Consider the following 22,899-nt stretch of genomic DNA (forward strand, 5'->3'; position numbering starts at 1 on the left):
GGAGGCGCCGGCTATTTCTTCATGGCGCGCGCGACCTGCCAACTGAGCAGCAGGCCGGCGCCTATGCGCCACAAACGCCGGCGCTTGCCTATGCCGGTAAGCAGCGCCGAGGCGCCGGACGCCAGCAAAGGATATTGCCGGCTCAGCGCCAGCGCCTGGAATAGCCAGTCGGAAGGTTTCCTGGAAGACAGCCGCGGAAACAGCGCATGCATGAGCGCCGCCGGCCTCATGGACTGGCTCAGCCCATTGAGGTCGCGCGCCAGGCTTTGGCGCTCCAGCGCGGCGCGGGCGCGCATTAGTTCGACTTGCAAGGCCCGTTCTTTGGCGGACAAGGATTTTTTCATCGCAGATCCCTGCTCGAGGACTGTTCAAATGACTGCCCGGACGGCGAAGACGGCTCGCGCAAGCGCTCCAGCAGGCTCAGATCGCGGCGCAACTCGTCCACCGTGGCGGCAAACGGGATGGGCGCGAAAAGCAGCTTGCTGCGCACCGCCAGGAACAAGCCGCAGCCCAGCAAGCCATAGAACAGCGCCAGCAGCCCGAGGGCGACATAGCGCTGGTCCGTGGGCCAGAAATACAAGGCTACGGCGATAGAAAAGACCAGAACCGCCAGGGTCAGGAAGAGCAGCGCCCCGAACGCCATGCCCAGAATGGTGATGAGATGCGCCTTCTGCCCTGCGGCTTCCAGCGAAAACAGCTCAAGTCGGGTGCGTACGATGGACAGCAATGTGCATGCCAGTTCGCCAACGGATTGTCGGAGCGCCATGGTGTGCCCTTTGCTTTAACGGCGGCAGATAAGCGCACCGATCAGCACGCCAGCCAGCCCAGCCATGCCTATCGCCTGCCAGGGGTTGTCATGGACATAATCGTCGGTGACGCGGGCCGCGCGGCGGCCGCGTTCCAGCAAGGCGTCCTGCGTGTCGTATAGGGCTTCGCGTGTGCGGCGCAGGGACTGCATGGCGCTTTCCCGCAATTCCGCGGCTTTGTCGCCCGTCGATGAAGCCGCTTCGCGCAGCAGTTTCTCGGCGTCGTCCAGGCTGGCCTTGACGCTGTCGATGAATTCCTCTTCTGTTGCTGCTACATTTTTCTTTGTCGCCATGATCAGCTCCTAATCAAGATTGGGTTAGTACAACGATGGAGTAACTTTTAATGCCCACTAGCGGAGTTTGGTCACCTCGACCACGGACGCCACCCCGCTCTGTTCGCTTTCCTGCTTCATGACCATATGCACATCGGGGCAGAACCAGTCGGTAACCGCCGAGGTCATGCCGGGCACGGGAAGCACCAGGCCATTGAAAGACGCCTGGGTCGGATCGGTAATGCGTGTATAGCGGATGGGCCAGCAGGACTGGCTGCCGGTGGCGGTTTGTATGGTTTGACGCTCGCCCACTTTCTTGAGCCCGGTATTGACCACGATCGGCTGGGTTTGCACGGCCTTGTGATCGACATTGATCTGGAAGCGCATCGCCGGAAAGGTTTGCCCGGCCTTGGTGACCGGCGCGCCATAGGCGAACAGGCCCAGCATGCGCAAATCGAACTTGCCATTGACGGGCTCGCGCTTGCCCTGGGCATCGCGCCGCTCGAAGGAGGCCTTGCCGCTCTTCACGGCCATCCAGTAATCCAGGGACGACTTGCCGGGGGGCAGGCCGGCCAGGCCGAAAGTGGCAGTGCCTTGCACCCGGGCCTCGCAGCTGTCGGCGCCGTCCTTGCGGACGTCGGAAAAGCTCAGGTCGGCGCCTAACTGCATGCCGCCCGATCCGCTGAGCTGGGCCTGGCCGCCGTCGTGCATGAAGGGCGCTTCGCAGAGCCCGGCGTAAGCCGCGGTTGACGTAAGCGCCAAAGCCAGCAGTGCACTGCTCGAATACTGGATAAAACGCATAAGCATTGCCTCTAGGGTATGGCTGAACTTCATACTACCGCATTTACTATGGCCGGTTTAGACAAAAGACAAACAAACGTAAGGAAACATGAGGTACTGTTGCACCGCCCGGCCGCGCCGGCGCCTCATGCGTCCTTCTGGCGCGTGCCGAAAATGCGGTCGCCGGCGTCGCCCAGGCCAGGGATGATGTAGCCCTTGCCGTCCAGGTGGCTGTCTATCGAAGCCGTGTAGATATGCACATCGGGATGGCGCGCCTCGACAGCCCGTATGCCTTCCGGCGCCGCCACCAGGACGAGGGCGCGCACATTGACGCAGCCGGCTTTCTTCAACAAATCTATGGTGGCGACCATGGACCCGCCGGTCGCCAGCATGGGATCGACGATCAGGGCCAGGCGCTGGTCCAGCTGGCCCACCAGGCGCTCCAGATAGGCCTGGGCCTGCAGGGTTTCTTCGTTGCGGGCAATGCCGACCGCGCTGACTTTCGCGCCCGGAATCAGGCTGAGCACGCCGTCGAGCATACCTATCCCGGCGCGCAGGATGGGCACCACCGTCACTTTCTTGCCCGCCAGCTTCTCGACATCGACGGCCCCGCACCAGCCTTCGATGCTGGCCGGCTCCAGGGGCAGGTCCTTGGATGCCTCGTAGGTCAGCAAAGCGGCGATTTCCTGGGCCATTTCGCGGAAATTTTTCGTGCTCAGGTCGGCGCGGCGCATCAGCCCCAGCTTGTGGCGTATCAAGGGATGGCGGATTTCATGTATGGGCATAAAGCTTCCTGCAAAAAAAATGTGGATACATTCTGCGCCGGCTAGCGCGCGGCCAGCCAGCTGACCAGGGCATCGTCAAAGGCGCGCACGCCCGCCGAACGCTCGTCGTTGACGATGCTCACCAGGATGTAGCGCTTGCCGCTGGCGCCGAGCACATAGCCCGCCAGCGCGCGCACATCGCGCAATGTGCCGGTTTTGAGATGGGCCATGCCCTTGACTTCGTCATTGCGCAGGCGCCGCCGCACCGTCCCGTCCACGCCGGAAATCGCCAGCGAAGAAATGAATTCAGGCATCAGCGGCGACCGCCAGGCGGCATCGAGCATGCCCGCCAGCCCATCGGCCGTCACGCGCCCTTCGCGCGACAGGCCGGCGCCGTTGTCCAGGACCCAGCCGCGCGTGTCCACCCTCTGCCCGTTCAGGACGGCAAGCGTGGCGCTCGCCCCGCTTTGAGGCGTGGCGCCCTCGCCCATGCGCTCGGCGCCCAGCGTAAGGAACAAGGTCCGCGCCATGACGTTATTACTTTGCTTGTTGATCTGGCGTATGGTGTTGGCCAGGCTTTCGGATTCGTGCCACACCACCGGCTCGGCGCCGGCCGCGACCTTGCCGTCCCGCAGCCCCTTGGCCAGCGTGCCGCCCAATTCCTTCCACAACATCTGGAACAGCGCGGAAAAGTAATCCGGCTGCGACAAGGCCAGCCGATAGACGCTGAATTCGCCGCAGGACCCGGCCGCCGTGCCGCTGACGTTCACCACGATGTCCCGGCCCGCCGGCACTATCTGCGTGGCAATGGAGGGCGACCCCGGGCAAGCCACATTGCTCCATTTGATGTCGCCGTTTATGCGTATCCCCTGCAAGGGCGGATCGACTATCGGTATCCATTTGCGGGCCTGGCGGTCGGGCTGGAACAGCAGGCGCACCGCGCCCAGCCCCACCATCATGGCGTCCGGGCTGGCGTTGTAGGGCCGGTCGGCCGCGCCGTCGAATTCGCCCGGGTCTGTGCTTACCCGGCCGAAGCGCGACCGGTCGACCACGACTTCGGTCAGATTCTTGATGCCGCGCAAGCGCAATTCGCGCAGCAGCCCCCACAAGTCCTCTATGGTAAGCAGAGGGTCGCCCCCCGCTTTCAGGTACAAGGGCCCGGCCAGGCTGCCCTGGGCGTCGATCTGGCCGCCGCCCTTGGCGTGGAACGCCGTGCGCCAGGTATAGTCGGGCCCCAGCCCCGACAAGGCGCTCCAGGTCGTCACCATTTTCATGACCGAGGCGGGATTGCGCGGCGTCGAAGCGTTCATGGCCATCAGGCGAGGCCCGCCGATTTCCTGGACGACCAGGGAAAGCGAGCTGTCGGGCAGGCGCGTGGCGCGCCATGATTTTTCCAGATCGGCGGGCAAAGCCTGCGCCAGCGCCTGCGTGGCGAACAGGAATGCCGCCGCGCAGGCCAGGCCGCCGGCGCCCCGCCAGCCGTTCTTTTTCATGAGATCAACCCCTAGCCGCGGCGCCCACAAGGACATGATGCTTCGTTCCCCGAAAAAGTATCAGCATAACCAAAGAAGGCCGGCTTGGTATGGGGTTTGGGCATAAATCCCGCGCAACAGCTTAAAATACCGCACAAATCTCATTCCGGGCGCGTGCCGCGCCCCCATCAAAGACATCCGCGTGAACCCTAGCCTTGAACTTTCCCAGTTCAATTACGAACTGCCACAAGAACTTATCGCCCAATCGCCCGCCGCGCAGCGGGTCGAAAGCCGCCTGCTGCACCTGGACCGCAGGGGGTCCCTGCACGACCGGCAGTTTGTCGACCTGCCCAGCCTGCTGCGGCCCAAGGACCTGCTGGTGTTCAACAACACCCGCGTCATCAAGGCCAGGCTGCTGGGCCGGAAAGCCAGCGGCGGCAAGGTCGAGGTCCTGGTCGAACGCGTGACCGGGGCCAGCACGGCGCTGGCGCACGTGAAGGCCAGCAAATCGCCCAAAGCCGGCGGCAAGCTGATCCTGGCCGGCGCCTTTGCCGCCACGGTGCTGGGCCGCGAAGGCGAGCTCTTCGAACTGGAATTCCCCGGGCGCGTGCTGGATTTGCTGGAGCAATACGGCGCCACGCCGCTGCCGCCGTATATCGAACACGCCGCCGGGCAGGACGACGACGAACGCTACCAGACCGTGTACGCCCGCGAGCCGGGCGCCGTCGCGGCGCCCACGGCCGGCCTGCACTTCGACCAGGCCATGCTGGAGCAGCTCGCCGGCCTGGGCATCGCCCAGGCTTTCGTCACCCTGCACGTAGGCGCCGGCACCTTCCAGCCGGTGCGCGCGCAGCGACTGAGCGAACATGTCATGCATGCGGAACGCTATAGCGTTCCGCCCGAAACCATCGAACTGCTGCGGGCTACGCGCGCCGCGGGCGGCCGCGTGGTGGCCGTAGGCACGACCAGCGTGCGGGCGCTGGAATCCGCCGCCCTGCAGGCGTCCGCGGCCGGCGCGCCCGGGCCCATCGAAGGCGATACGCGGCTGTTCATTACGCCCGGCTACCAATTTTCCTGGGTGGACGCCCTGCTCACCAACTTCCATCTGCCGCAATCGACCCTGCTCATGCTGGTGTCGGCACTGGCAGGCATGGAGCCCATTCAGCGCGCCTATGCGCACGCTGTCCAATCCCGGTATCGCTTCTTCAGTTACGGCGATGCCATGTTCATAGAATCTCCTTAAGCAATGACCGGTATACAGTTCAAGCTGCTGGCCACGGACGGCGCGGCGCGGCGCGGCCAGATCACTCTCAGTCACGGCGTGGTCGAAACGCCGATATTCATGCCAGTGGGAACCTACGGCAGCGTCAAGGCCATGCTGCCGCACGAGCTTGAAGAGATCGGCGCGCAAATCGTACTGGGCAACACATTCCATTTGTGGCTGCGCCCGGGAACCGAGGTCATGGAAAAGCATGGCGGCCTGCACGGCTTCATGCAGTGGAACAAGCCCATACTGACGGATTCGGGCGGCTTCCAGGTGTTCAGCCTGCACGGCATGCGCAAGATCACCGAAGAAGGGGTCAAGTTCGCCTCGCCCATCGACGGCGCCCGCCTGTTCCTGACACCCGAGGAATCCATGCGCATCCAGCGGGCGCTCAATTCGGACATCGCCATGGTGTTCGACGAGTGCACGCCCTACACCATCGATGGGCGCCCGGCCACCAGCGAAGAAGCGGCCGCATCGATGCGCATGTCCCTGCGCTGGGCCAGGCGTTCGCGCCAGGCCTTCCAGCAGCAGGAGAATCCCAACGCGCTGTTCGGCATCGTGCAGGGCGGGATGTTCGAGCAACTGCGCGACGAGTCGCTGGCCGGCCTGCTGGACATCGGCTTCGAAGGCTACGCAATAGGCGGGCTGTCGGTGGGGGAGCCCAAAGAAGACATGATGCGCGTGCTGGCCCACGTGGCGCCGCGCCTTCCGGAGCATGCGCCGCGCTATCTGATGGGCGTGGGCACCCCCGAAGACCTGGTCGAGGGAGTCAGCCGCGGCGTGGACATGTTCGATTGCGTCATGCCCACCCGCAACGCCCGCAACGGCTGGCTGTTCACCCGCTTTGGCGATATCAAGATACGCAATGCCCGCTACCGCGACGATACCCGGCCATTGGAGCCCGGCTGCTCCTGCCACACCTGCCGCCATTTCTCCAGGGCCTACCTGCATCACCTGCAGCGGGCCAAGGAAATCACCGGTTCGCGGCTGAATACATTGCATAATTTGCATTTTTACCTGACTATCATGCAGGAAATGCGCGATGCCATAGCCGCCGGGCGTTTCGAGGCATGGCGCGCGCAATTCGCCCGCGATCGCGCACGCGGTATCGAATAGGCAAGATATCGCTACAATACAAAGTTACCCAAACACCTCAGGAGTACCCGATGGCCGCTATTGACACCTTGAAACTGATAACCGCCCAGGCCGCAGCCGGCGGCGGAGAAAACGCCTTGATGGGCATGCTGCCCATCATCCTGATGTTCGTGATTCTTTACTTTCTGATGATACGCCCGCAAATGAAGCGCCAGAAAGAACACCGCAACATGGTGGCGGCGCTGGCAAAGGGCGACGAAGTGATCACCTCGGGCGGGATGCTGGGCAAGGTTACCAAGGTAAGCGACAGCTACGTCACTATCGAAATCAGCACCCTGGCCGACAAGCCAGTCGAAACGATACTGCAACGCACTGCCGTGACCTCGGTTCTGCCCAAGGGCACCATCAAGGCGCTCTGATTCGATGTGCGCGCCCCGGACACCGCTCCGGGGTTCTTTTCCCGCTTTAGTTTTTGACCGACGATGAACCGTTATCCTCTCTGGAAATACCTCACCGTAGCAGTCGCCCTGGTAATCGGCATACTGTATACGCTACCCAATTTTTTTGGGGAATCCCCCGCGGTGCAGGTCGCCGGCGCCAAGTCCACCGTCAAGGTGGACAATAACGTGCTCAATCGGGTCGAAGACATACTGAAAAGCGGCAACATCACCCCCACCGGCGCCTATTTCGAGCAGAACGGTCCCGTGGGAACCGTCAGGGCGCGCTTCGAGTCCACCGATGTCCAGCTCAAGGCCAAGGACCTGATCGAGAAGACGCTCAATCCCAACCCGGCCGACCCCGATTACACGGTGGCCCTGAATCTGTTGCCCGCGTCGCCGAATTGGCTGGCAACGCTGGGCGCGAACCCTATGTACCTGGGCCTGGACCTGCGCGGCGGCGTGCATTTCCTGCTGCAGGTCGACATGCACGGCGCCCTGACCGGACGCTATGATTCGCTGGCCAGCGATGCGCGCAATACCTTGCGCGAAGCCAAGATCAAGGTCGCCAGCGTGGACCGCAGCGACCTGTCCATCGTCTCATCCTTTGACAGCAGCGACGACCGCAGCGCCGCGGCCTCTGAGCTGCGCCGCACGATGCCCGACATGGTGTTCACCAATAGCGGCGAAAACGGCGGCAAGTACATCCTGACCGGCAAGCTGACGGAAGCGGCGGTCACGCAGGTCCAGGGCAATGCCTTGAAGCAGAACATCACCACGCTGCATAACCGGATCAACGAACTGGGCGTGGCCGAGCCCATCATCCAGCAACAGGGCGCCGACCGCATCGTGGTGCAACTGCCCGGCGTGCAGGACGTCGCCAAGGCCAAGGAAATCCTGGGCCGCACCGCCACGCTGGAAATCCGCATGGTCGACGACTCGCCCACCGCCATTGCCGCCCTGAACGCCGGCACGGTGCCTTTCGGCCTGGAACGCTATACCGACCGCGACGGCCGCCCCTTGCTGCTGCGCCGCCAGGTGATACTCACCGGCGAAAACCTGCAGGACGCCCAGCCCGGCCGCGACCAGCAGACCCAGCAGCCTTCCGTCAACCTGACGCTGGACGCCAAGGGCTCGCGTATTTTCCGCGACGTGACCCGCAACAACATCAACAAGCGCATGGCCATTGTCCTGTTCGAGCAGGGCAAGGGCCAGGTCGTCACCGCGCCGGTCATCCGCAGCGAAATCCCGGGCGGCCAAGTGCAGATCACCGGCAGCATGACCGCCCAGGAAGCCGCCGACACATCGCTGCTGCTGCGCGCCGGCGCGCTGGCCGCCCCGATGGAGATCATCGAGGAACGCACCATAGGGCCGAGCCTGGGCGCGGACAACATCGCCAAGGGCTTTTATTCGACGCTGTACGGCTTTATCGCGATCGCTGTCTTCATCATCGTTTACTACCGCCTTTTCGGCGTGTTCTCCACGCTGGGGCTGGCCTTCAACGTGCTGCTGCTGCTGGCCGTGCTGTCCATGCTGCAGGCCACCCTTACCCTGCCGGGCATTGCCGCCATTGCGCTGACGCTGGGCATGGCCATTGACTCCAACGTGCTCATCAACGAGCGGATACGCGAAGAGCTTCGGGCGGGCTTGCCGCCGCAGCAAGCCATACACCTGGGTTTCGAACGGGCCTGGGGCACCATTCTGGACTCCAACTTGACGACGCTGATCGTCGGGCTTTCGCTGCTGGCCTTCGGCACCGGCCCGGTACGCGGCTTCGCCGTGGTGCACTGCATAGGCATTCTGACGTCGATGTTCTCGTCGATAGTGGGCGTCCGCGCCCTGGTCAACCTGTGGTATGGCAGCAAGCGCAAGCTGCAGACTGTTTCCATAGGCCAGATCTGGAAGCCCAAGCAGGATTGAGCCGCAGCGCGGCGCGTGTGTGCGCGCCGCCCATTCATCAAATTCAGGCAAGAAAGAAACATGGAATTTTTCCGCATCCACCGCACCATTCCCTTCATGCGCCACGCGCTGGTGCTGAACCTGATCAGTCTTCTCACGTTCGCCGCCGCGGTCTTTTTTATTGCCACGCGTGGCTTTCACCTATCGATCGAGTTCACCGGCGGCACGGTCATGGAGGTCCACTACGCCGAGGCGGCGCAGGTGGACGATATCCGCAGCGCTGTGGATTCGCTGGGATATACCGACTTCCAGGTGCAAAATTTCGGCACGTCGCAGGATGTGATGATCCGCCTGCCGCTGCGCACGGGTGAAACATCGGCGACGCAAAGCGATTCGGTGGTCGCCGCCTTGAAGGCCAGGCACCCGGATGCGGAGCTGCGCAGGGTCGAGTTCGTCGGCCCGCAAGTGGGGCAGGAGTTGGTCCACAATGGCCTGATGGCGCTGTTATGCGTGGTTATCGGGATCATGCTGTACCTGGCGTTTCGCTTCGAATGGAAATTTGCGGTGGCGGGGGTGGTGGCCAATCTTCACGATGTGGTGATCATCCTGGGCTTCTTCGCGTTCTTCCAGTGGGAGTTTTCTCTGCCGGTGCTGGCGGGCGTGCTGGCGGTGCTGGGGTATTCGGTGAACGAGTCGGTGGTCATCATGGACCGGATCCGTGAAAACTTCCGCAAGCAGCGCAAGGCGTCGGTGCAGGAAGTGATCAACAGCGCGATTACGCAGACGATTTCACGGACTGTCATCACGCACGGGTCGACGCAGATGATGGTGCTGTCGATGCTGTTCTTTGGCGGCCCCACGCTGCATTATTTCGCGCTGGCGCTTACCATCGGGATCTGGTTCGGGATTTATTCTTCGGTATTCGTTGCGGCGGCGATCGCGATGTGGCTGGGGGTCAAGCGCGAGGATATGGTCAAGACTGTCAAGAAGGACGACCCCAGCGCTGAAATAGGTTGAGCGGTTTAGTTTATTTAGTGGGTTTGTTATTGGTTTTTACCTGCTGCTGGTTTTTTGTCTGTCCTCTGGCCGGTGTTCTTTGCGCTGCGCTGATGCGGACGCGGGTTTCTTGACACGCCGCTGTCGCTGATGTGGCTGCGGTTCTTCTTAACACGCCGCGGTCGCGCATCGGTACTTGTCTTTAATACGCCGCGGTCGCGCATCGGTGATTGTCTTTAATACGCCGCTGGCGCGCATCGGTGATTGTCTTTAACACGCCGCTGGCGCGCATCGGTGATTGTCTTTAACACGCCGCCGCCGCGGTGGTGGAAGGTAGCGGTCCGCGTTGCCTGGTCCGGCGCCCTGCGCGCCGGACCCCGCCTCGCCTAGTTCGTCCGCGCCTTCGCGCTCCCTTCACGATCGGCTAGCTCGGCCTCGGACGGACCGCTACCTTCCACCACCGCGCCAACGGCTGCATCGCGGGTTTTGGATCTCTGCTGGGGCGGGTTGGGTGCTTGGCATTCTTGCTTCGGTTTTCGCTAGAAAGAAAGAGCTTGCACGCTCGCCCCGCGCGGGCCGCCAGCCGGCCCACTTGGGCATTGAGGCTGGTTCGGCCTACGGTGCTGGCCAGGCTACGGTGTTGTAGTCGGTGGTGTATTGCCCCGAGATCAAACGTGGCAACGACTTACCTGGACCTGTGGGACTATTATTATCTTTGTGTTTAAAGCAATGAAACCTGAGATTCTACCGATCCCAACATTCAGGCAGCGATCCAATTAACGATTTAGCGATCAAATAAATATAAGCGAGCCTCAAACCCAGTATAAGCAAGCCTCAAATCCAGCAGCCTCTCAACCCACCAGCCCGTATGCCAAAAAGGCGATCCGGCGGGGATCGACTTTTTGGCGGCACTGCAAGATCTTTGGCCAGCAGCAACTTCAACAAAAAAATGCCAAGCACCCCGCCCGCCCCAGCAGCGAAACAATTAATGATACGCAGTGGGTCGGGTCCTGGGGACCTTGTGGCGCGACGTCCGGTGCCGAGCCAACCGATCGCGAAGGTAGCCCCGTATGGGGCGGACGAGCTAGGCGGGGCGGTGCCCAGCGCGCAGGCGCTGGACCGGCAACGCGTCGCAGAACAAGGCCACCAGGAACCGGCACACGTCTTAAGAACCAATCACGTGACAGAAGAATAACGACAAAAACGCCAAGATCAAGCGCGCGTCTTAAGAACGAACAGCAACAGATCAAGAACCGGCACGCGTATTAAGAAACCACAACTTGGCGCACGCCTAAAGAACAAACCACGCTCCAGAAGAATAACGACGAAAGGCAGCATCCCACAGCAGCCACCTACAACAGCGACACGACTAAAGGTACAATCCAGGGTTTAAATCACTGCCCCCGGGATATTCACCCGTCACGGCGACTATCATGCAAGAAACCATCATCAAGCGCGCTGCAACCGCGCAGGCCCCGGCCGCCACGGCGCCCATTGCCTCGTCGCAATTCCTGATCCCCACGGAACCTGAGGCCTCATCGCAATTCCTCATTCCCGCGGAACCTGACGCCCCTCCACAACTCTTTCTCCCCACGGAGCCAGAATCCTCCGGGCAATTCCTGATTCCCACGGAACCGGAACCCGCCCCGGCCAAGACGCGCAAGCTCTTCATTCGTACCTTCGGCTGCCAGATGAACGAATACGATTCCGACAAAATGGCCGACGTGCTGCACGAAGACCAAGGGGTGGAAATCACCCAGAATCCCGAAGAAGCCGACATCATCCTGTTCAACACCTGTTCGGTGCGCGAAAAAGCCCAGGAAAAAGTCTTCTCCGACCTCGGCCGGGTGCGCCATCTCAAACAGCTCAATCCCGACCTGGTCATCGGCGTGGGCGGCTGCGTCGCCAGCCAGGAAGGCGACGCCATCGTCAAGCGCGCGCCCTATGTGGACATCGTCTTCGGCCCCCAAACCCTGCACCGCCTGCCCGACCTCATCGCGCGGCGCCGGGAATCCGGGCGCTCGCAGGTCGACATCAGCTTTCCCGAGATCGAAAAATTCGACGCCATGCCGCCGGCCCGCGTGGACGGGCCGACCGCCTTTGTGTCCATCATGGAAGGCTGCAGCAAATATTGCAGCTTCTGTGTCGTGCCCTACACCCGCGGCGCCGAAGTTTCCCGCCCGTTCGACGACGTGCTGGTGGAAATCGCCGACCTGGCCGACCAGGGGGTCAAGGAAGTGACCCTGCTGGGCCAGAATGTCAACGCCTACCGCGGCCCCATGGCCGAAGGCGCCGAGATCGCCGACTTTGCCATGCTGCTGGAATATGTGCACGAAATTCCAGGCATAGAACGCATACGCTATACGACCTCGCATCCCAAGGAAATGACCACGCGGCTGATCGAAGCCCACGGCGCCCTGCCCAAGCTGGTGCCTTTCCTGCACTTGCCGGTGCAGGCCGGCAGCGACCAGATCCTGTCGGCCATGAAGCGCGGCTACACTACGCTGGAGTTCAAGTCCATCGTTCGCCGGCTGCGCGCGGCGCGCCCCGGGCTTACGCTGTCATCGGATTTCATCGTCGGCTTTCCCGGCGAAACCGAGGCCGATTTTGAAAAAACCATGGCGCTGATCCGCGACGTCGGCTTCGATCAATCCTTCTCCTTCATCTATTCGCGCCGCCCCGGCACGCCCGCCGCCGACCTGCAGGACGACACCCCCAAAGAGCTCAAGCTCGAGCGGCTGCATCGCCTGCAGGCCTTGATCAATGAACAGGCCGCGCTCATCAGCCAGGATATGGTCGGCACCGTTCAACGCATACTCGTTGAAAAACCGTCCAAACGAGATCCCGAGGAACTGTCGGGCCGCAGCGAGAACAACCGCATCGTCAATTTCGTGGGCCAGCCCCGCCTGATCGGGCATATGGTCGACGTGCGCATCGTGCAGGCCATGACCAATACGCTCAAGGGCGAGATCGTCACCGTCGAAGCGCGCGCCCCGGAGCACGCATGACGCGAGCCGCCCGCAGCAAAGGTCCCGTAACGGTGAGGCTGGACGGCGACAATACCCACCTGGCCAATCTGTGCGGGCCGCTGGATGAAAACCTGCGCCAGATCGCGGACGGCTGGAACGTGAGCCTCAACCGCCGGGGCGACCAGGTGTCGATCACGGGCGAACAGGCCAAAGCCGCCGGCAAGGCGCTCGAGTGGTTTCATCAACGTGCCGTGCACAAAGCCCTGTCGATCGACGATATCCAGCTTGGCATGGTGGAGCTGGGCGCCGGGCGCCCGCAGGAACCGGAGCAAGTCCTCGTCGTGCCGCCAGCCATACCCGAAGTCCCATCCGTCGACGACCGCAGCCTCAGCCTGCGCACGCGCAAGGCGGACTTGCGTCCCCGCACGCCGCATCAGCACGAATACCTGAATCAGATCCAGCGCCACGACATCACCTTTGGCATAGGCCCGGCCGGCACCGGCAAGACCTGGCTGGCGGTCGCCTGCGCCATCGATGCCCTGGAGCGGGAAACAGTACAGCGCCTGGTGCTTACCCGCCCCGCCGTGGAAGCCGGCGAACGGCTGGGCTTCCTGCCCGGCGACCTGGTGCAGAAGGTCGATCCCTATCTGCGCCCCCTTTATGACGCCCTGTACGACTTGATGGGATACGACCGCGTCCAGCGCCTGTTCGAAAAACAGACCATAGAAATTGCGCCGCTGGCCTATATGCGCGGACGCACGCTGAACCACGCTTTCGTCATCCTGGACGAAGCCCAGAACACCACGCCGGAACAAATGAAAATGTTCCTGACCCGCATCGGCTTTGGCAGCAAGGCCGTCATCAATGGCGACCCCTCCCAGGTCGACCTGCCGCGCGGCCAGCTCAGCGGCTTGATTCATGCGGTCGATGTGCTGGAATCGGTGCAGGGCATCGCCACCACGCGCTTCACCAGCCGTGACGTGGTGCGCCACCCGCTGGTGGCCCGCATAGTGGATGCCTACGAGAAGGCGGCCAGCCATGAACAGGCCGGCGACCATGACGACTGACATCCCGCCCAAGGGCGCCGCGGCCGATTTTTTGCCGCCCGCGCTTTCCCTTGCTGTGCAATACGGCGCGCCCGCGCCTGAACTGCCGCGCTGGCGCCTGCGCCGCTGGGTGCGGCATGCCGTGGACGGCGTCGCGCGGGCGCGCCTGCGCGGCGGCGGCAAGCGCGGCGCCAGGCGGCCCGGCTTTGGCGCCGCCGCACTCACTCTGCGCCTGGTCGATGCGCAGGAAGGGCAGGAACTGAACCGCGCCTATCGCGGGCGCGACTATGCCACCAATGTCCTGACCTTCGAATATGGCGTGGACCCGTCCGGCACGGCCGGGGGCGATATCGTGCTTTGCCTGCCCGTGCTGCGGCGCGAAGCGGAAGAACAGCAGAAAACGCTGCTCGACCATGCCGCGCACCTGGCCGTGCATGGCGTGCTGCACGCCCTGGGCTATGACCACATCGAAGCCGGCCAGGCGCGCGAAATGGAGTCCCTGGAAATCGACATCCTGGGCAAACTGGGCATAGCCGATCCATATCGGGCATAGCGCGCCGAACTCCGATCCACGATTTCGGTTATGCTAAAACTCCGTGTAACCAGTCCCTTGGACAATGTCAGAACCTAGCTCACCCGATGCCGAGCCCCGCCCGGCGAAAACCACATCAAAAACCCTGTTTGGACGCCTTACCGCGTTCATGAGGCCCACCGAGCCCGAAGACCGCGACGATCTCAAGGCCGTCCTCGAGGCGGCCCATGACAGGCAAGTGCTGGACGGCGAATCCTACGCCATGATTTCCGGAGCCCTCGAAGTCGCCAACCAGACCGTGGCGGACATCATGGTGCCGCGCTCGAAAATGGATATGCTGGACGTCAGCAAGCCGCTGGCCGAAGTCCTGCCGGAAATCATAGAAACCGGCCATTCGCGCTTTCCCGTCTACGAAGACGACCGGGACAATATCGTGGGCATCCTGCTGGCCAAAGACCTGCTGCTGTCCATCACCAACCCCGCCATAGACTTGCGCCCGCTGGTGCGCCCCGCCGTCTTCGTTCCGGAAACCAAGCGGCTCAACGTCCTGCTGCACGACTTCCGCAGCAGCCGCAATCACCTGGCCATCGTGGTCGACGAGCATGGCGGCACCTCCGGCCTGGTCACCATGGAAGATGTGCTGGAACAGATAGTCGGTGAAATCGAAGACGAATACGACGAGGACGCCGAAAAAACCATATTCCAGACCGGCACCAACAGCTGGCGCGCCATGGGGATCACCGAGATCCCCATATTCAACCGCAGCTTCAACACCGACCTGCCCCACGATGACTACGATACGCTGGGCGGCTGGCTGGCCGCCGAGCTGGGACGCATACCGCGCCGCGGCGACAGCATCAGCCACCAGGGCCTGAACATAACCGTGGTAGGCGCCGACGCCAAGCGGGCCTTGTGGCTGCATATCCAGCTGGACAACCCCGATCCCGCCGCGCGCCCCGACGCCAACGAGTAAACTCTTGAATCACTTCAGACATTTAAGCCGGCGCTATGCCGGCCCGCTGCTGCTTGGCGCGATCCACGCCTTGTCTTTCGCGCCCGGGCCCCTGCCGTCCTGGTCGCTGCCTTTCGTCCAAATATTCAGCCTGGCCTTCCTGGCCTTTTATGTATTCAAAGCGGCCACGCTCCGCCAGGCCGCCGCGATCGGCTATTTGTTCGGGCTGGCCAATTTTGCGCTGGGCTTCTACTGGCTGTATACCAGCATGCACGACTACGGCGGCATGGCCGCCTGGCTGGCCGGCGCCGCCGTATTGCTGCTGGCGACGGCCGAAGCGCTGTTCGTGGTCGCCGCGGCCGCGCTGGCCCGCTGGCTCTCGGCGCGCCATCTCCATGTCCATTCCGGCTATGGCTGGCAATTGCTGATCGCCGCCGTGTGGGCATCGAGCTGGACGCTGGCCGAATGGCTGCGCGGCACGCTGTTTACCGGCTTCCCATGGCTGAACGTGGGCTATGCCCATGTCGAAGGCGTGCTGGCCGGCTGGGCGCCGCTGCTGGGCGTCTATGGGCTGGCATGGTTCGCCGCCTTTGCGTCGGCGGCCATCGCCTTGCTGGCTTGCGCCAAGGACAGCAGCAACGATGCCAGGGCCGCCGTGGGCGTCGGCTGCGCCATCGTCGTCGGCCTGCTGGGCATAGCGCTGGGCCATGTCGCCTGGTCCAGGGCGCAAGGCGAGCCTCTCATCATCCGCCTCGTGCAGGGCAATGTGCCGCAGTCCGAGAAATTCGACCCGCAATTGATGGAACGCGGCCTGGCCACCTATATGCAGCTGGCCGCCCTGGCGCCCAAGGAAGCGGGCGGCGCGCCGCAATTGATCGTGCTTCCCGAAACCGTCGTGCCGCTGTTCCAGGACCGGATCGCGCCCCAGGTATGGCAGCAATGGCTGGATATCGCCCGCGAGCGCGACGCCCGCATACTGATGGGCGCGCCGCTGCATGACCGGCATCAGGGCCGGGACCGCTACACCAACAGCGCCATCAGCTTCGACGCGCAAACCCCGCTGGCCGACCTGATTGCCGGCGACCCGGGCATGCGCTACGACAAGCATCACCTGGTGCCTTTCGGCGAGTTCGTACCGCCGGGTTTTCGCTGGTTCGTCGACGCCATGCACATTCCGCTGGGCGATTTTGATCGCGGCCCCTTGCGGCAAGCCCTGTTTCCCATCGCCGGGCAAATGATCTCGCCCGATATCTGTTACGAGGACGTGTTCGGCGAAGAGATAATCCAGTCGGTGCGCGGCAGCGCGGATCTCGGCCCGGGCGCCACCATCCTGGTCAACATGAGCAATCTGGCCTGGTTCGGCGATTCGTGGGCATTGCGCCAGCACTTGCAGATTTCGCGCATGCGCGCCATCGAAACCGCCAGGCCGATGATACGCGCCACCAATACCGGCATGACCGCGGCCATCGATCCCAATGGCGCGGTACGCGCGGTCCTCGCCCCCGCGGGCAGGGGCGTGCTGGACGTGGAGGTGCAAGGCATGGCGGGCTTTACGCCTTATGTGCGCTGGGGCAACGGCCCCATCCTGGCCTGGGCCTGCCTGATCCTGCTGCTGGGCCTGGCGCTGCGCGGGCGCCGCCCCGCGCCGCAAGCCGCGCGCGGCGGCGCCTGACGGCAGCGCTAGGCAAAGGATTCCAGGAAGACGGAAAATTTCTCGGCGGCCAGCGGCGCCGAGAACAGATAGCCCTGGCCGTAATCGCAGCCGGCCCGTATCAGCAGGTCGCGCTGGTCTATGGTTTCCACGCCCTCGGCGATCACTTTCAGCCCCAGCTTGTGGGCCATCACGATGATGGCCTCGCACAAGGCCATGTCGTCGGTATCGGGCCCCAGGTTGCGCACGAAGGACTGATCGATCTTGATGTAGTCGATATCGAATTTCTTCAGATAGGAAAGCGACGAATAGCCCGTGCCGAAATCGTCCAGCGCGACCTGTATGCCGGCATCCCGGAACGCGAGCAGCTTGTTGCGCACTTCGGGATTGGTGTCCATCAGCAGCCTTTCGGTGATTTCCACCACGATGCTGTGGCCGGGCAAGTCCAGTTGCTGCAGATGCGCCAGCCATTCGTCGTGGCTCAGGCCCTCGGCCGCGAACTGCGCGGGCGACACATTCACGCTGATCTGGAAATCCGCGTGATGCGATGCGCGCCACAGCGCCGCCTGCCGCGCGGCTTCGCGAAACACCCAGTCGCCGATGCCGACGATGATGCCGGCGTCTTCGGCGAGGGGAATGAATTCCCCCGGGCCGATCAAACCCAGGGAGGGATGCATCCAGCGTATCAGGGCCTCCCCCTTGCGCACCCTCCCCGTGGCCAGCTCGACGATAGGCTGGTAATGCAGCAGGAACTGGCGCTGGCCCAGCGCGCCGGCCAGGTCGCGCAGCAACTGGCGCCGGTTCTGCGCGTTCTGCTGCATGGCGCGCGTGAAGTAGCAGAATTGATTGCGGCCCTTGTCCTTGGCCGCATACATCGCCAGGTCGGCATTCTTGAGCAGTTCCTGCGCATCGGCGCCATCGGACGGATAAAAGGTGACGCCCATGCTGGTCGATATGGTGGCGACTTCCTCGCCCAGATCATAGGGCTTGGCCAGCGCCCGCAAGGTTTGATGGCATAGCCTTTCGGCCATATCCGTGCTGCGCAATTCGCCCATTATTATGGTGAACTCGTCGCCGCCCAGGCGCGCCACCGTGTCGGTAGCCCTTACGCAAGCGCTCAGCCGCTTGGCGACCTGCTTGAGCAGTTCGTCGCCCGTGCCGTGGCCCAGGGTATCGTTGACGTCCTTGAAGAAGTCCAGGTCGAGGAAGACCAGCGCCATAGGCAGGCGGGAGCGGTCGGAGCGCGCAATGGCGCGATCCAGGCGGTCCTGGAACAGCTGGCGATTCGGCAGGCCGGTCAGGTGGTCGTAATTGGCCTGGCGCCAGATGAAGGCATCGGACTGCTTCTTCTTGGTGATGTCGGAAAACAGGCCTATGCGGCATCGCACCGAGCCGTCGTCATCGTAAGAGGTATTGATGGTAAGCCGTTCGGCGTATTCCTCGCCGTTTTTGCGCCGGTTCCAGACGTCGCCCTGCCATTTGCCGGTGTTGTTGAGCGCATGCCACATGGCCTGGTAGAACGCCGTATCGTGCCTGCCGGAACTCAGGATGCTGAGCTTGCCGCCGACGACTTCCGCGGCGCTGAAGCCGGTGATCGCCGAGAAGGCCGGGTTGACATTGATGATCACGCCGTCGGCGTCGGTCACCACCATGGCCTCGCTGCTGTTCTGGTAGACCAGCGCGGCCATGCGCACGGAGGCCTCGACTTCTTTGCGGGCGGTGATATCCATGGCGATGCCCATGGTGACCAATTCGCCGTCTAGCTCCATTTTCGAGCCGAAGATCTCAAGATTGATGATGGAGCCGTCCTTGCGGCGCCCGCGCCGCTCCTGGCGCTCGCCTGAAGCGTCGCCGCCGGGGCGCGGGGATGCCTTCCCCTTGATCTTCGGCAGGTCTTCTTCCGCAAAGATGTCATAGGCATCCAGGGAGGCCAGCATTTCATGGCGGTCGTAGCGGAACATCTCGGCCATCGTGGCGTTGACGAAGCGGAACCGCCCATCCTGCACGATGTACACGCCCACCATGGTGTTTTCCGCGATGCCGCGAAACATGGCCTCGGCCTGCTGCAGGCTGCGCCTGTCCTGCTCGATATGGGCGACCAGCAGCCCTATGCGTTGCGCCGAATCGTTGAAGGCCAGCGCAAGCTGGCCGATTTCATCCGAAGAGCGATAGCCCACCCGCGCGCTGTAGTTGCCCGCGGCGAGCTCGCGGCAATGATGCGACAACTGGCGCAAAGGGATGATCATCTGCCTATGCACCGCCGCAAAGGCCGCGAACAGCATCAGCATGTCCGCCAGCAGCAAGGCATACATCTTCAGCAATGCCTGCTCCTGCGCCGACTGGTTCTCTCTGACGATAGACCCGATGAGAGCCTCGGTATTGTCGAGCAGAAGCGCGGCGTCGCCCCTGATCGCCTGCAGCAATGCGGCGCCGTCCGGCGCCGCGGCCGCCAGCAATTTCTCGACATTGGCCCGATAGCTGTCCCAGCGCGCGCCGACCGCGTCCAGAGGCGCCGCATGGCGCAAGGGCAGTTTGTGGACATCCAGCCCGAAGGCCACGCCGCCATGGGTCAGCGCCAGCAGGGCCGTATCGAACTCCGCCATGCCGTGCTCGATATCGTCCATGCCGGACCCCTGCCCCATCGACATATCGACCGTTTCGAAAGCGATTTTCTGGCTCAGCATGCGCAGCTTGCCCGCCACGTTGACGGTGGCGGCAATGCCGTTGAAGTCGTGCAGCAAACCTTTGACCAGGAGGATATTGGCGGCCGCCACGAACAGCACCAGCAAGAATATGGCGCCGATCTTGCGGCCTATGCTCAATCCGGGAATGACACGCCTGCGGGGTAAGGGACCAGCGAGTTTCGAAGTCTCGGGAATCATATTGTCGTTGTGGGTGAGGTTTCGGAGCCATGATCGCCAAACCGCAGCCGTGCCCGTGATGACGGCTTGTGCAGCACGGACATCATGGGCTATGCCTTGCCATTTCGTCTTGAGCCAGATCAAGGCTGACGCCAAAACAACACCGCCGACTTGCACACATGGAAAATATGGTGCATAATCTCGCTTCTTCGCTAGACAAGCCAGTACGGGGGTATAGCTCAGCTGGGAGAGCGCTTGCATGGCATGCAAGAGGTCAGCGGTTCGATCCCGCTTACCTCCACCAGTCCAACGAAGAAAGCAGTAAAAGACAGCAGTGAACGCGCGTTTTTACATGCTACAATGCGCAGCTTGTTTTGTCCGGTCCCCATCGTCTAGAGGCCTAGGACACCACCCTTTCACGGTGGGTACAGGGGTTCGAATCCCCTTGGGGACGCCAGGTTTTTCGGCCTGGCACCAGTAGTGCATCGCTGCGGAGCGGTAGTTCAGTTGGTTAGAATACCGGCCTGTCACGCCGGGGGTCGCGGGTTCGAGTCCCGTCCGCTCCGCCAAAGATTGAAGTAAAAAAAGCACTTACATCACGTAAGTGCTTTTTTTTCGCCCCCACTTATGTTCCAAACTTTGTTCCGGGTCGGCCGCCAAGCCCCGCCAGGCCTAGCTTTTCAGGGCAGGCTTATAAAAAAGAATACCGGCCATGGCTACCTGTATTCTTAGTCGCCCTACCGTCATTAACTAATGTGCATAGGTATATGCGCATTACACTCTGCGCATTGCGTTGGCAGTACAACGCGCAACATTCAGACGATCAAACCGACCTTCCAATAGCCTATACTTCCATTCATTGATTCGTGATGCGCAGCACGAAATCACTTCATGATCAAAGGTTTTCGGCACAAGAGCCTTCGTCGTTTGTTCGAAACCGGAAACGCGTCCGGCGTCCAGGCTAGCCACTCCAAACGCCTTCGCCTACAACTGTCCGCGCTCGATACCGCTCAGATTATCGAAGACATGGATATCCCGGGATTCAGGCTTCACCCCCTCAAGGGCCCAATGAAGAAGCGCTGGCCCATCACCGTCAACGGAAACTGGCGCATCATCTTTGAGTTTGAAGACGGAAACGCCTTTGTACTGGATTACGAGGACTATCACTGATGAATATGCACAACCCGCCCCATCCGGGTGAATTTATATCCGGCATCTACCTCGAGCCCAACAATATCAGCGGGCGTGAGCTTGCCAAAGCGCTGGGCGTAGCTGCTTCCACACTAAGCCGAGTACTCAGCGGCACTTCTCGTGTCACGCCAGAAATGGCGCTTCGTCTTTCCAAGGCAGTTGGACGCAGCCCCGAAAGCTGGCTGGCCATGCAGGATGCTCACGACTTGTGGCTCGCCCGCCAACGCGTTGATTTGCAAAATGTCGACCAGCTTCGATTCGCCATCGTCTAGCAGAAGCCACTGGATGCGGAATCGCATCGGTCGCCCACATTCTGGGCAAAACATATTCAGACATGAAGGCTATGGCCGGTGCTATGGGTATTCACGCCTTCCCATACCCGATCTCGCATTGTTGTCCATCAAGCACTACCAGGAGGAAGGCAAAGACTTTGGGCACTGGGTCGTTCTCAAATGCGAGAATAGCCAGTCGTTCGTATTGGATTCAGCCAGCTACCTGCCGTCCAATATCCGCTACGATTTTGATGCCATGCAGCTTACGTGGTTTATCGAGGTCAAAGATGCATGTCGATCGTGAGTTAGCTGGCCGCTTGCGGCCAGAAGCGGACGCTCAGTTCAACGATTTCACTGAACGGTTAACTTCGGATTGCACTCCGGAAGGCAGCTGTAAGCGGGGCAATCGCGTCACGTGTCCTCTCATCTTTGCACCTAGCGTGCAGCAGTACAGGCAAGCACGGTAAGTCGGGGAGCCCCAACTTGGAACCTACCGCCACAGCACCAAGTGGCAGCATGCGTGGTGCCAATGCCATACCAAGCTCGAAAGCAAGGTGCGATACCTTGGTATCGAAGTCGATGACGCGCTGGAAATGGCATAGCGGACAGAAGCGTGATATCTACTTACAATAGAACAGGACAGCAGCCGAGATGGTCGCTGTCCGGCCAAGGAGAGACGGTGGACTTGAATCAGGAAACGTCAACGCTTGAACTGATCGCGGTCAACCGACTTATAACGCCAACGCTCAATTCCGCAGTTTGGGGGGGCGTGGACTGCGCACATCTGGAAAGATTCGAACGTTAGGAGAGACAGCAGTATCGAATTATCCATGATTTACTCCTGCCTCAATAGCGGGGCCTACTAGCTCAATGAGCAAAAACGAGAACCGAAAGTGCAAACAAAACCAATAAAATTCTCAAGATTAACAATCTCCGACTGGCGGCAGTTTTCAAAGGTAGATCTCGCGTTTCATCCGCATATGACGATAATTACGGGGGCGAATGGTGCTGGGAAGACAACCTTACTGAAACTGTTAGCACAGCATTTTGGCTGGCACCTTCCGCTACTGGCAACACCGAAGAAAAAACGGGGAGCATCTGCGTTTAGCTATGCATCGGGTCTCATTCGAAAAGTATTCCGAAATGACCCAGCGCAACCGGCCCCTGCTTCCCAACAAGTAGGGACGATTGTAATGACCCACTGAAGTCCTGCTCAGGTGATAATTTAGGAAATCACTATGAGTATGAAGATGGAAGACGAAGTCAAACGCTGGACGGCCAAGCGTAAAAGTGCGCTGGTGCTGGATATTATTCAGGGCAAGACTACAGTTGCCGAAGCGAGCCGGTCCCACGACTTGGCCCCTTCAGAGATCGAGAATTGGCTGGACGATGCGAAGCGGGGCATGGAAAACGCCTTACGAGCCAAGCCGGAAGATATCCGAGAGCAATATGAACGCCAGCTCAAGGATCTTCAAGAGGCGTACGGCGAAGCGATGCTGGAACTGCGCGCAAGAAAAAAATTGCAGTCCCTGTTGGGCGAGGACGAGAAATGATCGAGACGATCCGCCAGGGACTTAAAGCCGACGGGTACTCCGTCTCGATTGCCAAGCTGTGCCAGTGGTTCAATATTCCCCGGC

General features: G+C 61.7%; 21 protein-coding genes, 3 tRNA genes and 2 pseudogenes. 18 read left to right on the top strand and 8 right to left on the bottom strand.

The genetic code is table 11. From position 1 onward, the window contains the following. Positions 1-11 precede the first annotated feature (11 nt). From BUB23_RS17815 to dacB, 6 genes are all read right to left on the bottom strand, one after another. Positions 12-344, bottom strand: coding sequence for a hypothetical protein (locus BUB23_RS17815; RefSeq protein ID WP_073105572.1), 333 nt, complete (start codon positions 342-344; stop codon positions 12-14). Beyond that, entirely contained in the window at positions 341-766 is a 426-nt protein-coding gene (locus BUB23_RS17820) for a phage holin family protein (protein ID WP_073105577.1), read from the bottom strand. The genes BUB23_RS17815 and BUB23_RS17820 overlap by 4 nt, the downstream gene beginning before the upstream one ends. 15 nt (positions 767-781) lie before the next feature. After that, positions 782-1,099 (bottom strand): ElaB/YgaM/YqjD family protein, encoded by a 318-nt coding sequence (locus BUB23_RS17825; RefSeq protein WP_073105581.1) that lies wholly within the window; start codon positions 1,097-1,099, stop codon positions 782-784. A 57-nt stretch (positions 1,100-1,156) separates the two neighbouring features. Continuing rightward, complete coding sequence (locus tag BUB23_RS17830; protein WP_073105584.1) at positions 1,157-1,885, bottom strand: hypothetical protein; 729 nt, start codon at positions 1,883-1,885, stop codon at positions 1,157-1,159. Between the two features lie 119 nt (positions 1,886-2,004). Next, entirely contained in the window at positions 2,005-2,643 is a 639-nt protein-coding gene (upp, locus tag BUB23_RS17835; protein ID WP_073105587.1) for a uracil phosphoribosyltransferase, read from the bottom strand. A 41-nt stretch (positions 2,644-2,684) separates the two neighbouring features. After that, positions 2,685-4,115, bottom strand: a complete 1,431-nt coding sequence (gene dacB / locus BUB23_RS17840) for a D-alanyl-D-alanine carboxypeptidase/D-alanyl-D-alanine endopeptidase (RefSeq protein WP_073105591.1) — start codon at positions 4,113-4,115, stop codon at positions 2,685-2,687. Between the two features lie 181 nt (positions 4,116-4,296). On the opposite strand from dacB, the gene queA reads away from it, so the two are divergent. From queA to lnt, 10 genes are all read left to right on the top strand, one after another. Next, the gene (gene queA / locus BUB23_RS17845; RefSeq protein WP_143161030.1) at positions 4,297-5,337 is read left to right on the top strand and encodes a tRNA preQ1(34) S-adenosylmethionine ribosyltransferase-isomerase QueA; all 1,041 of its coding nucleotides are present in this window, start codon (positions 4,297-4,299) and stop codon (positions 5,335-5,337) included. A gap of 3 nt (positions 5,338-5,340) precedes the next feature. After that, complete coding sequence (gene tgt, locus BUB23_RS17850; RefSeq protein WP_073105600.1) at positions 5,341-6,477, top strand: tRNA guanosine(34) transglycosylase Tgt; 1,137 nt, start codon at positions 5,341-5,343, stop codon at positions 6,475-6,477. 50 nt (positions 6,478-6,527) lie between these two features. Continuing rightward, positions 6,528-6,875: a preprotein translocase subunit YajC gene (gene yajC, locus BUB23_RS17855; RefSeq protein WP_073105604.1), complete on the top strand. Its 348-nt coding sequence runs from the start codon at positions 6,528-6,530 to the stop codon at positions 6,873-6,875. A 63-nt stretch (positions 6,876-6,938) separates the two neighbouring features. After that, the gene (gene secD, locus BUB23_RS17860) at positions 6,939-8,813 is read left to right on the top strand and encodes a protein translocase subunit SecD (RefSeq protein WP_073105608.1); all 1,875 of its coding nucleotides are present in this window, start codon (positions 6,939-6,941) and stop codon (positions 8,811-8,813) included. 60 nt (positions 8,814-8,873) lie between these two features. Further along, a complete protein-coding gene (gene secF / locus BUB23_RS17865) occupies positions 8,874-9,809 on the top strand; it encodes a protein translocase subunit SecF (protein WP_073105610.1) in 936 nt (311 codons plus the stop codon). 1,412 nt (positions 9,810-11,221) lie between these two features. Then, the gene (gene miaB, locus BUB23_RS17870) at positions 11,222-12,796 is read left to right on the top strand and encodes a tRNA (N6-isopentenyl adenosine(37)-C2)-methylthiotransferase MiaB (protein ID WP_084136098.1); all 1,575 of its coding nucleotides are present in this window, start codon (positions 11,222-11,224) and stop codon (positions 12,794-12,796) included. Beyond that, entirely contained in the window at positions 12,793-13,824 is a 1,032-nt protein-coding gene (locus tag BUB23_RS17875) for a PhoH family protein (RefSeq protein ID WP_073105613.1), read from the top strand. The genes miaB and BUB23_RS17875 overlap by 4 nt, the downstream gene beginning before the upstream one ends. 31 nt (positions 13,825-13,855) lie before the next feature. Then, positions 13,856-14,356: an rRNA maturation RNase YbeY gene (gene ybeY, locus BUB23_RS17880; RefSeq protein ID WP_143161033.1), complete on the top strand. Its 501-nt coding sequence runs from the start codon at positions 13,856-13,858 to the stop codon at positions 14,354-14,356. Between the two features lie 64 nt (positions 14,357-14,420). Then, on the top strand, positions 14,421-15,308 hold the full coding sequence (locus BUB23_RS17885) for a CorC family transporter (protein WP_073105615.1): 888 nt from the start codon (positions 14,421-14,423) through the stop codon (positions 15,306-15,308). Positions 15,309-15,312: 4 nt separating this feature from the next. After that, positions 15,313-16,959 (top strand): apolipoprotein N-acyltransferase, encoded by a 1,647-nt coding sequence (lnt, locus tag BUB23_RS17890; protein WP_073105617.1) that lies wholly within the window; start codon positions 15,313-15,315, stop codon positions 16,957-16,959. Between the two features lie 8 nt (positions 16,960-16,967). On the opposite strand, the gene BUB23_RS17895 is transcribed toward lnt, so the two are convergent. Then, positions 16,968-19,760, bottom strand: coding sequence for an EAL domain-containing protein (locus BUB23_RS17895; RefSeq protein WP_245801315.1), 2,793 nt, complete (start codon positions 19,758-19,760; stop codon positions 16,968-16,970). 267 nt (positions 19,761-20,027) lie between these two features. Between BUB23_RS17895 and BUB23_RS17900 the strand changes: the two genes are divergently transcribed. The 5 genes from BUB23_RS17900 (at position 20,028) to BUB23_RS17920 (ending at position 21,262) form a co-directional block, all read left to right on the top strand. Then, a tRNA-Ala gene (locus tag BUB23_RS17900) sits at positions 20,028-20,103 on the top strand. 77 nt (positions 20,104-20,180) lie between these two features. Then, positions 20,181-20,256: transfer RNA gene (locus tag BUB23_RS17905), tRNA-Glu, on the top strand. 35 nt (positions 20,257-20,291) lie between these two features. Continuing rightward, a tRNA-Asp gene (locus tag BUB23_RS17910) sits at positions 20,292-20,368 on the top strand. A 322-nt stretch (positions 20,369-20,690) separates the two neighbouring features. Continuing rightward, entirely contained in the window at positions 20,691-20,969 is a 279-nt protein-coding gene (locus BUB23_RS17915) for a type II toxin-antitoxin system RelE/ParE family toxin (protein ID WP_073105620.1), read from the top strand. Beyond that, on the top strand, positions 20,969-21,262 hold the full coding sequence (locus BUB23_RS17920; RefSeq protein ID WP_073105622.1) for a HigA family addiction module antitoxin: 294 nt from the start codon (positions 20,969-20,971) through the stop codon (positions 21,260-21,262). The genes BUB23_RS17915 and BUB23_RS17920 overlap by 1 nt, the downstream gene beginning before the upstream one ends. Before the next feature lie 362 nt (positions 21,263-21,624). Here the strand turns inward: BUB23_RS17920 and BUB23_RS27405 are convergent. Continuing rightward, positions 21,625-21,795: pseudogene (locus BUB23_RS27405) on the bottom strand (LysR family transcriptional regulator); the annotation flags it as partial. Here BUB23_RS27405 and BUB23_RS27410 point away from each other — a divergent pair. From BUB23_RS27410 to BUB23_RS17940, 3 genes and pseudogenes are all read left to right on the top strand, one after another. Continuing rightward, positions 21,796-21,864 (top strand): annotated as a pseudogene (locus BUB23_RS27410) (integrase); the annotation flags it as partial. Positions 21,865-22,155: 291 nt separating this feature from the next. Further along, positions 22,156-22,467, top strand: a complete 312-nt coding sequence (locus BUB23_RS27860) for an AAA family ATPase (protein WP_073105626.1) — start codon at positions 22,156-22,158, stop codon at positions 22,465-22,467. Positions 22,468-22,500: 33 nt separating this feature from the next. Beyond that, positions 22,501-22,815, top strand: a complete 315-nt coding sequence (locus tag BUB23_RS17940) for a transposase (RefSeq protein ID WP_073105628.1) — start codon at positions 22,501-22,503, stop codon at positions 22,813-22,815. Positions 22,816-22,899 lie beyond the last annotated feature (84 nt).

Origin of the sequence: Pollutimonas bauzanensis (assembly GCF_900129885.1) — a bacterium.
Lineage (GTDB): Bacteria > Pseudomonadota > Gammaproteobacteria > Burkholderiales > Burkholderiaceae_B > Pollutimonas > Pollutimonas bauzanensis.

Coding starts and splice junctions, on each gene's coding strand:
- BUB23_RS17815 (WP_073105572.1), bottom strand. CDS start 344: ATGAAAAAATCCTTGTCCGCCAAAGAACGGGCCTTGCAAGTCGAACTA.
- BUB23_RS17820 (WP_073105577.1), bottom strand. CDS start 766: ATGGCGCTCCGACAATCCGTTGGCGAACTGGCATGCACATTGCTGTCC.
- BUB23_RS17825 (WP_073105581.1), bottom strand. CDS start 1,099: ATGGCGACAAAGAAAAATGTAGCAGCAACAGAAGAGGAATTCATCGAC.
- BUB23_RS17830 (WP_073105584.1), bottom strand. CDS start 1,885: ATGCTTATGCGTTTTATCCAGTATTCGAGCAGTGCACTGCTGGCTTTG.
- upp (WP_073105587.1), bottom strand. CDS start 2,643: ATGCCCATACATGAAATCCGCCATCCCTTGATACGCCACAAGCTGGGG.
- dacB (WP_073105591.1), bottom strand. CDS start 4,115: ATGAAAAAGAACGGCTGGCGGGGCGCCGGCGGCCTGGCCTGCGCGGCG.
- tgt (WP_073105600.1), top strand. CDS start 5,341: ATGACCGGTATACAGTTCAAGCTGCTGGCCACGGACGGCGCGGCGCGG.
- yajC (WP_073105604.1), top strand. CDS start 6,528: ATGGCCGCTATTGACACCTTGAAACTGATAACCGCCCAGGCCGCAGCC.
- secD (WP_073105608.1), top strand. CDS start 6,939: ATGAACCGTTATCCTCTCTGGAAATACCTCACCGTAGCAGTCGCCCTG.
- secF (WP_073105610.1), top strand. CDS start 8,874: ATGGAATTTTTCCGCATCCACCGCACCATTCCCTTCATGCGCCACGCG.
- miaB (WP_084136098.1), top strand. CDS start 11,222: ATGCAAGAAACCATCATCAAGCGCGCTGCAACCGCGCAGGCCCCGGCC.
- BUB23_RS17875 (WP_073105613.1), top strand. CDS start 12,793: ATGACGCGAGCCGCCCGCAGCAAAGGTCCCGTAACGGTGAGGCTGGAC.
- BUB23_RS17885 (WP_073105615.1), top strand. CDS start 14,421: ATGTCAGAACCTAGCTCACCCGATGCCGAGCCCCGCCCGGCGAAAACC.
- BUB23_RS17915 (WP_073105620.1), top strand. CDS start 20,691: ATGATCAAAGGTTTTCGGCACAAGAGCCTTCGTCGTTTGTTCGAAACC.
- BUB23_RS17920 (WP_073105622.1), top strand. CDS start 20,969: ATGAATATGCACAACCCGCCCCATCCGGGTGAATTTATATCCGGCATC.
- BUB23_RS17940 (WP_073105628.1), top strand. CDS start 22,501: ATGAGTATGAAGATGGAAGACGAAGTCAAACGCTGGACGGCCAAGCGT.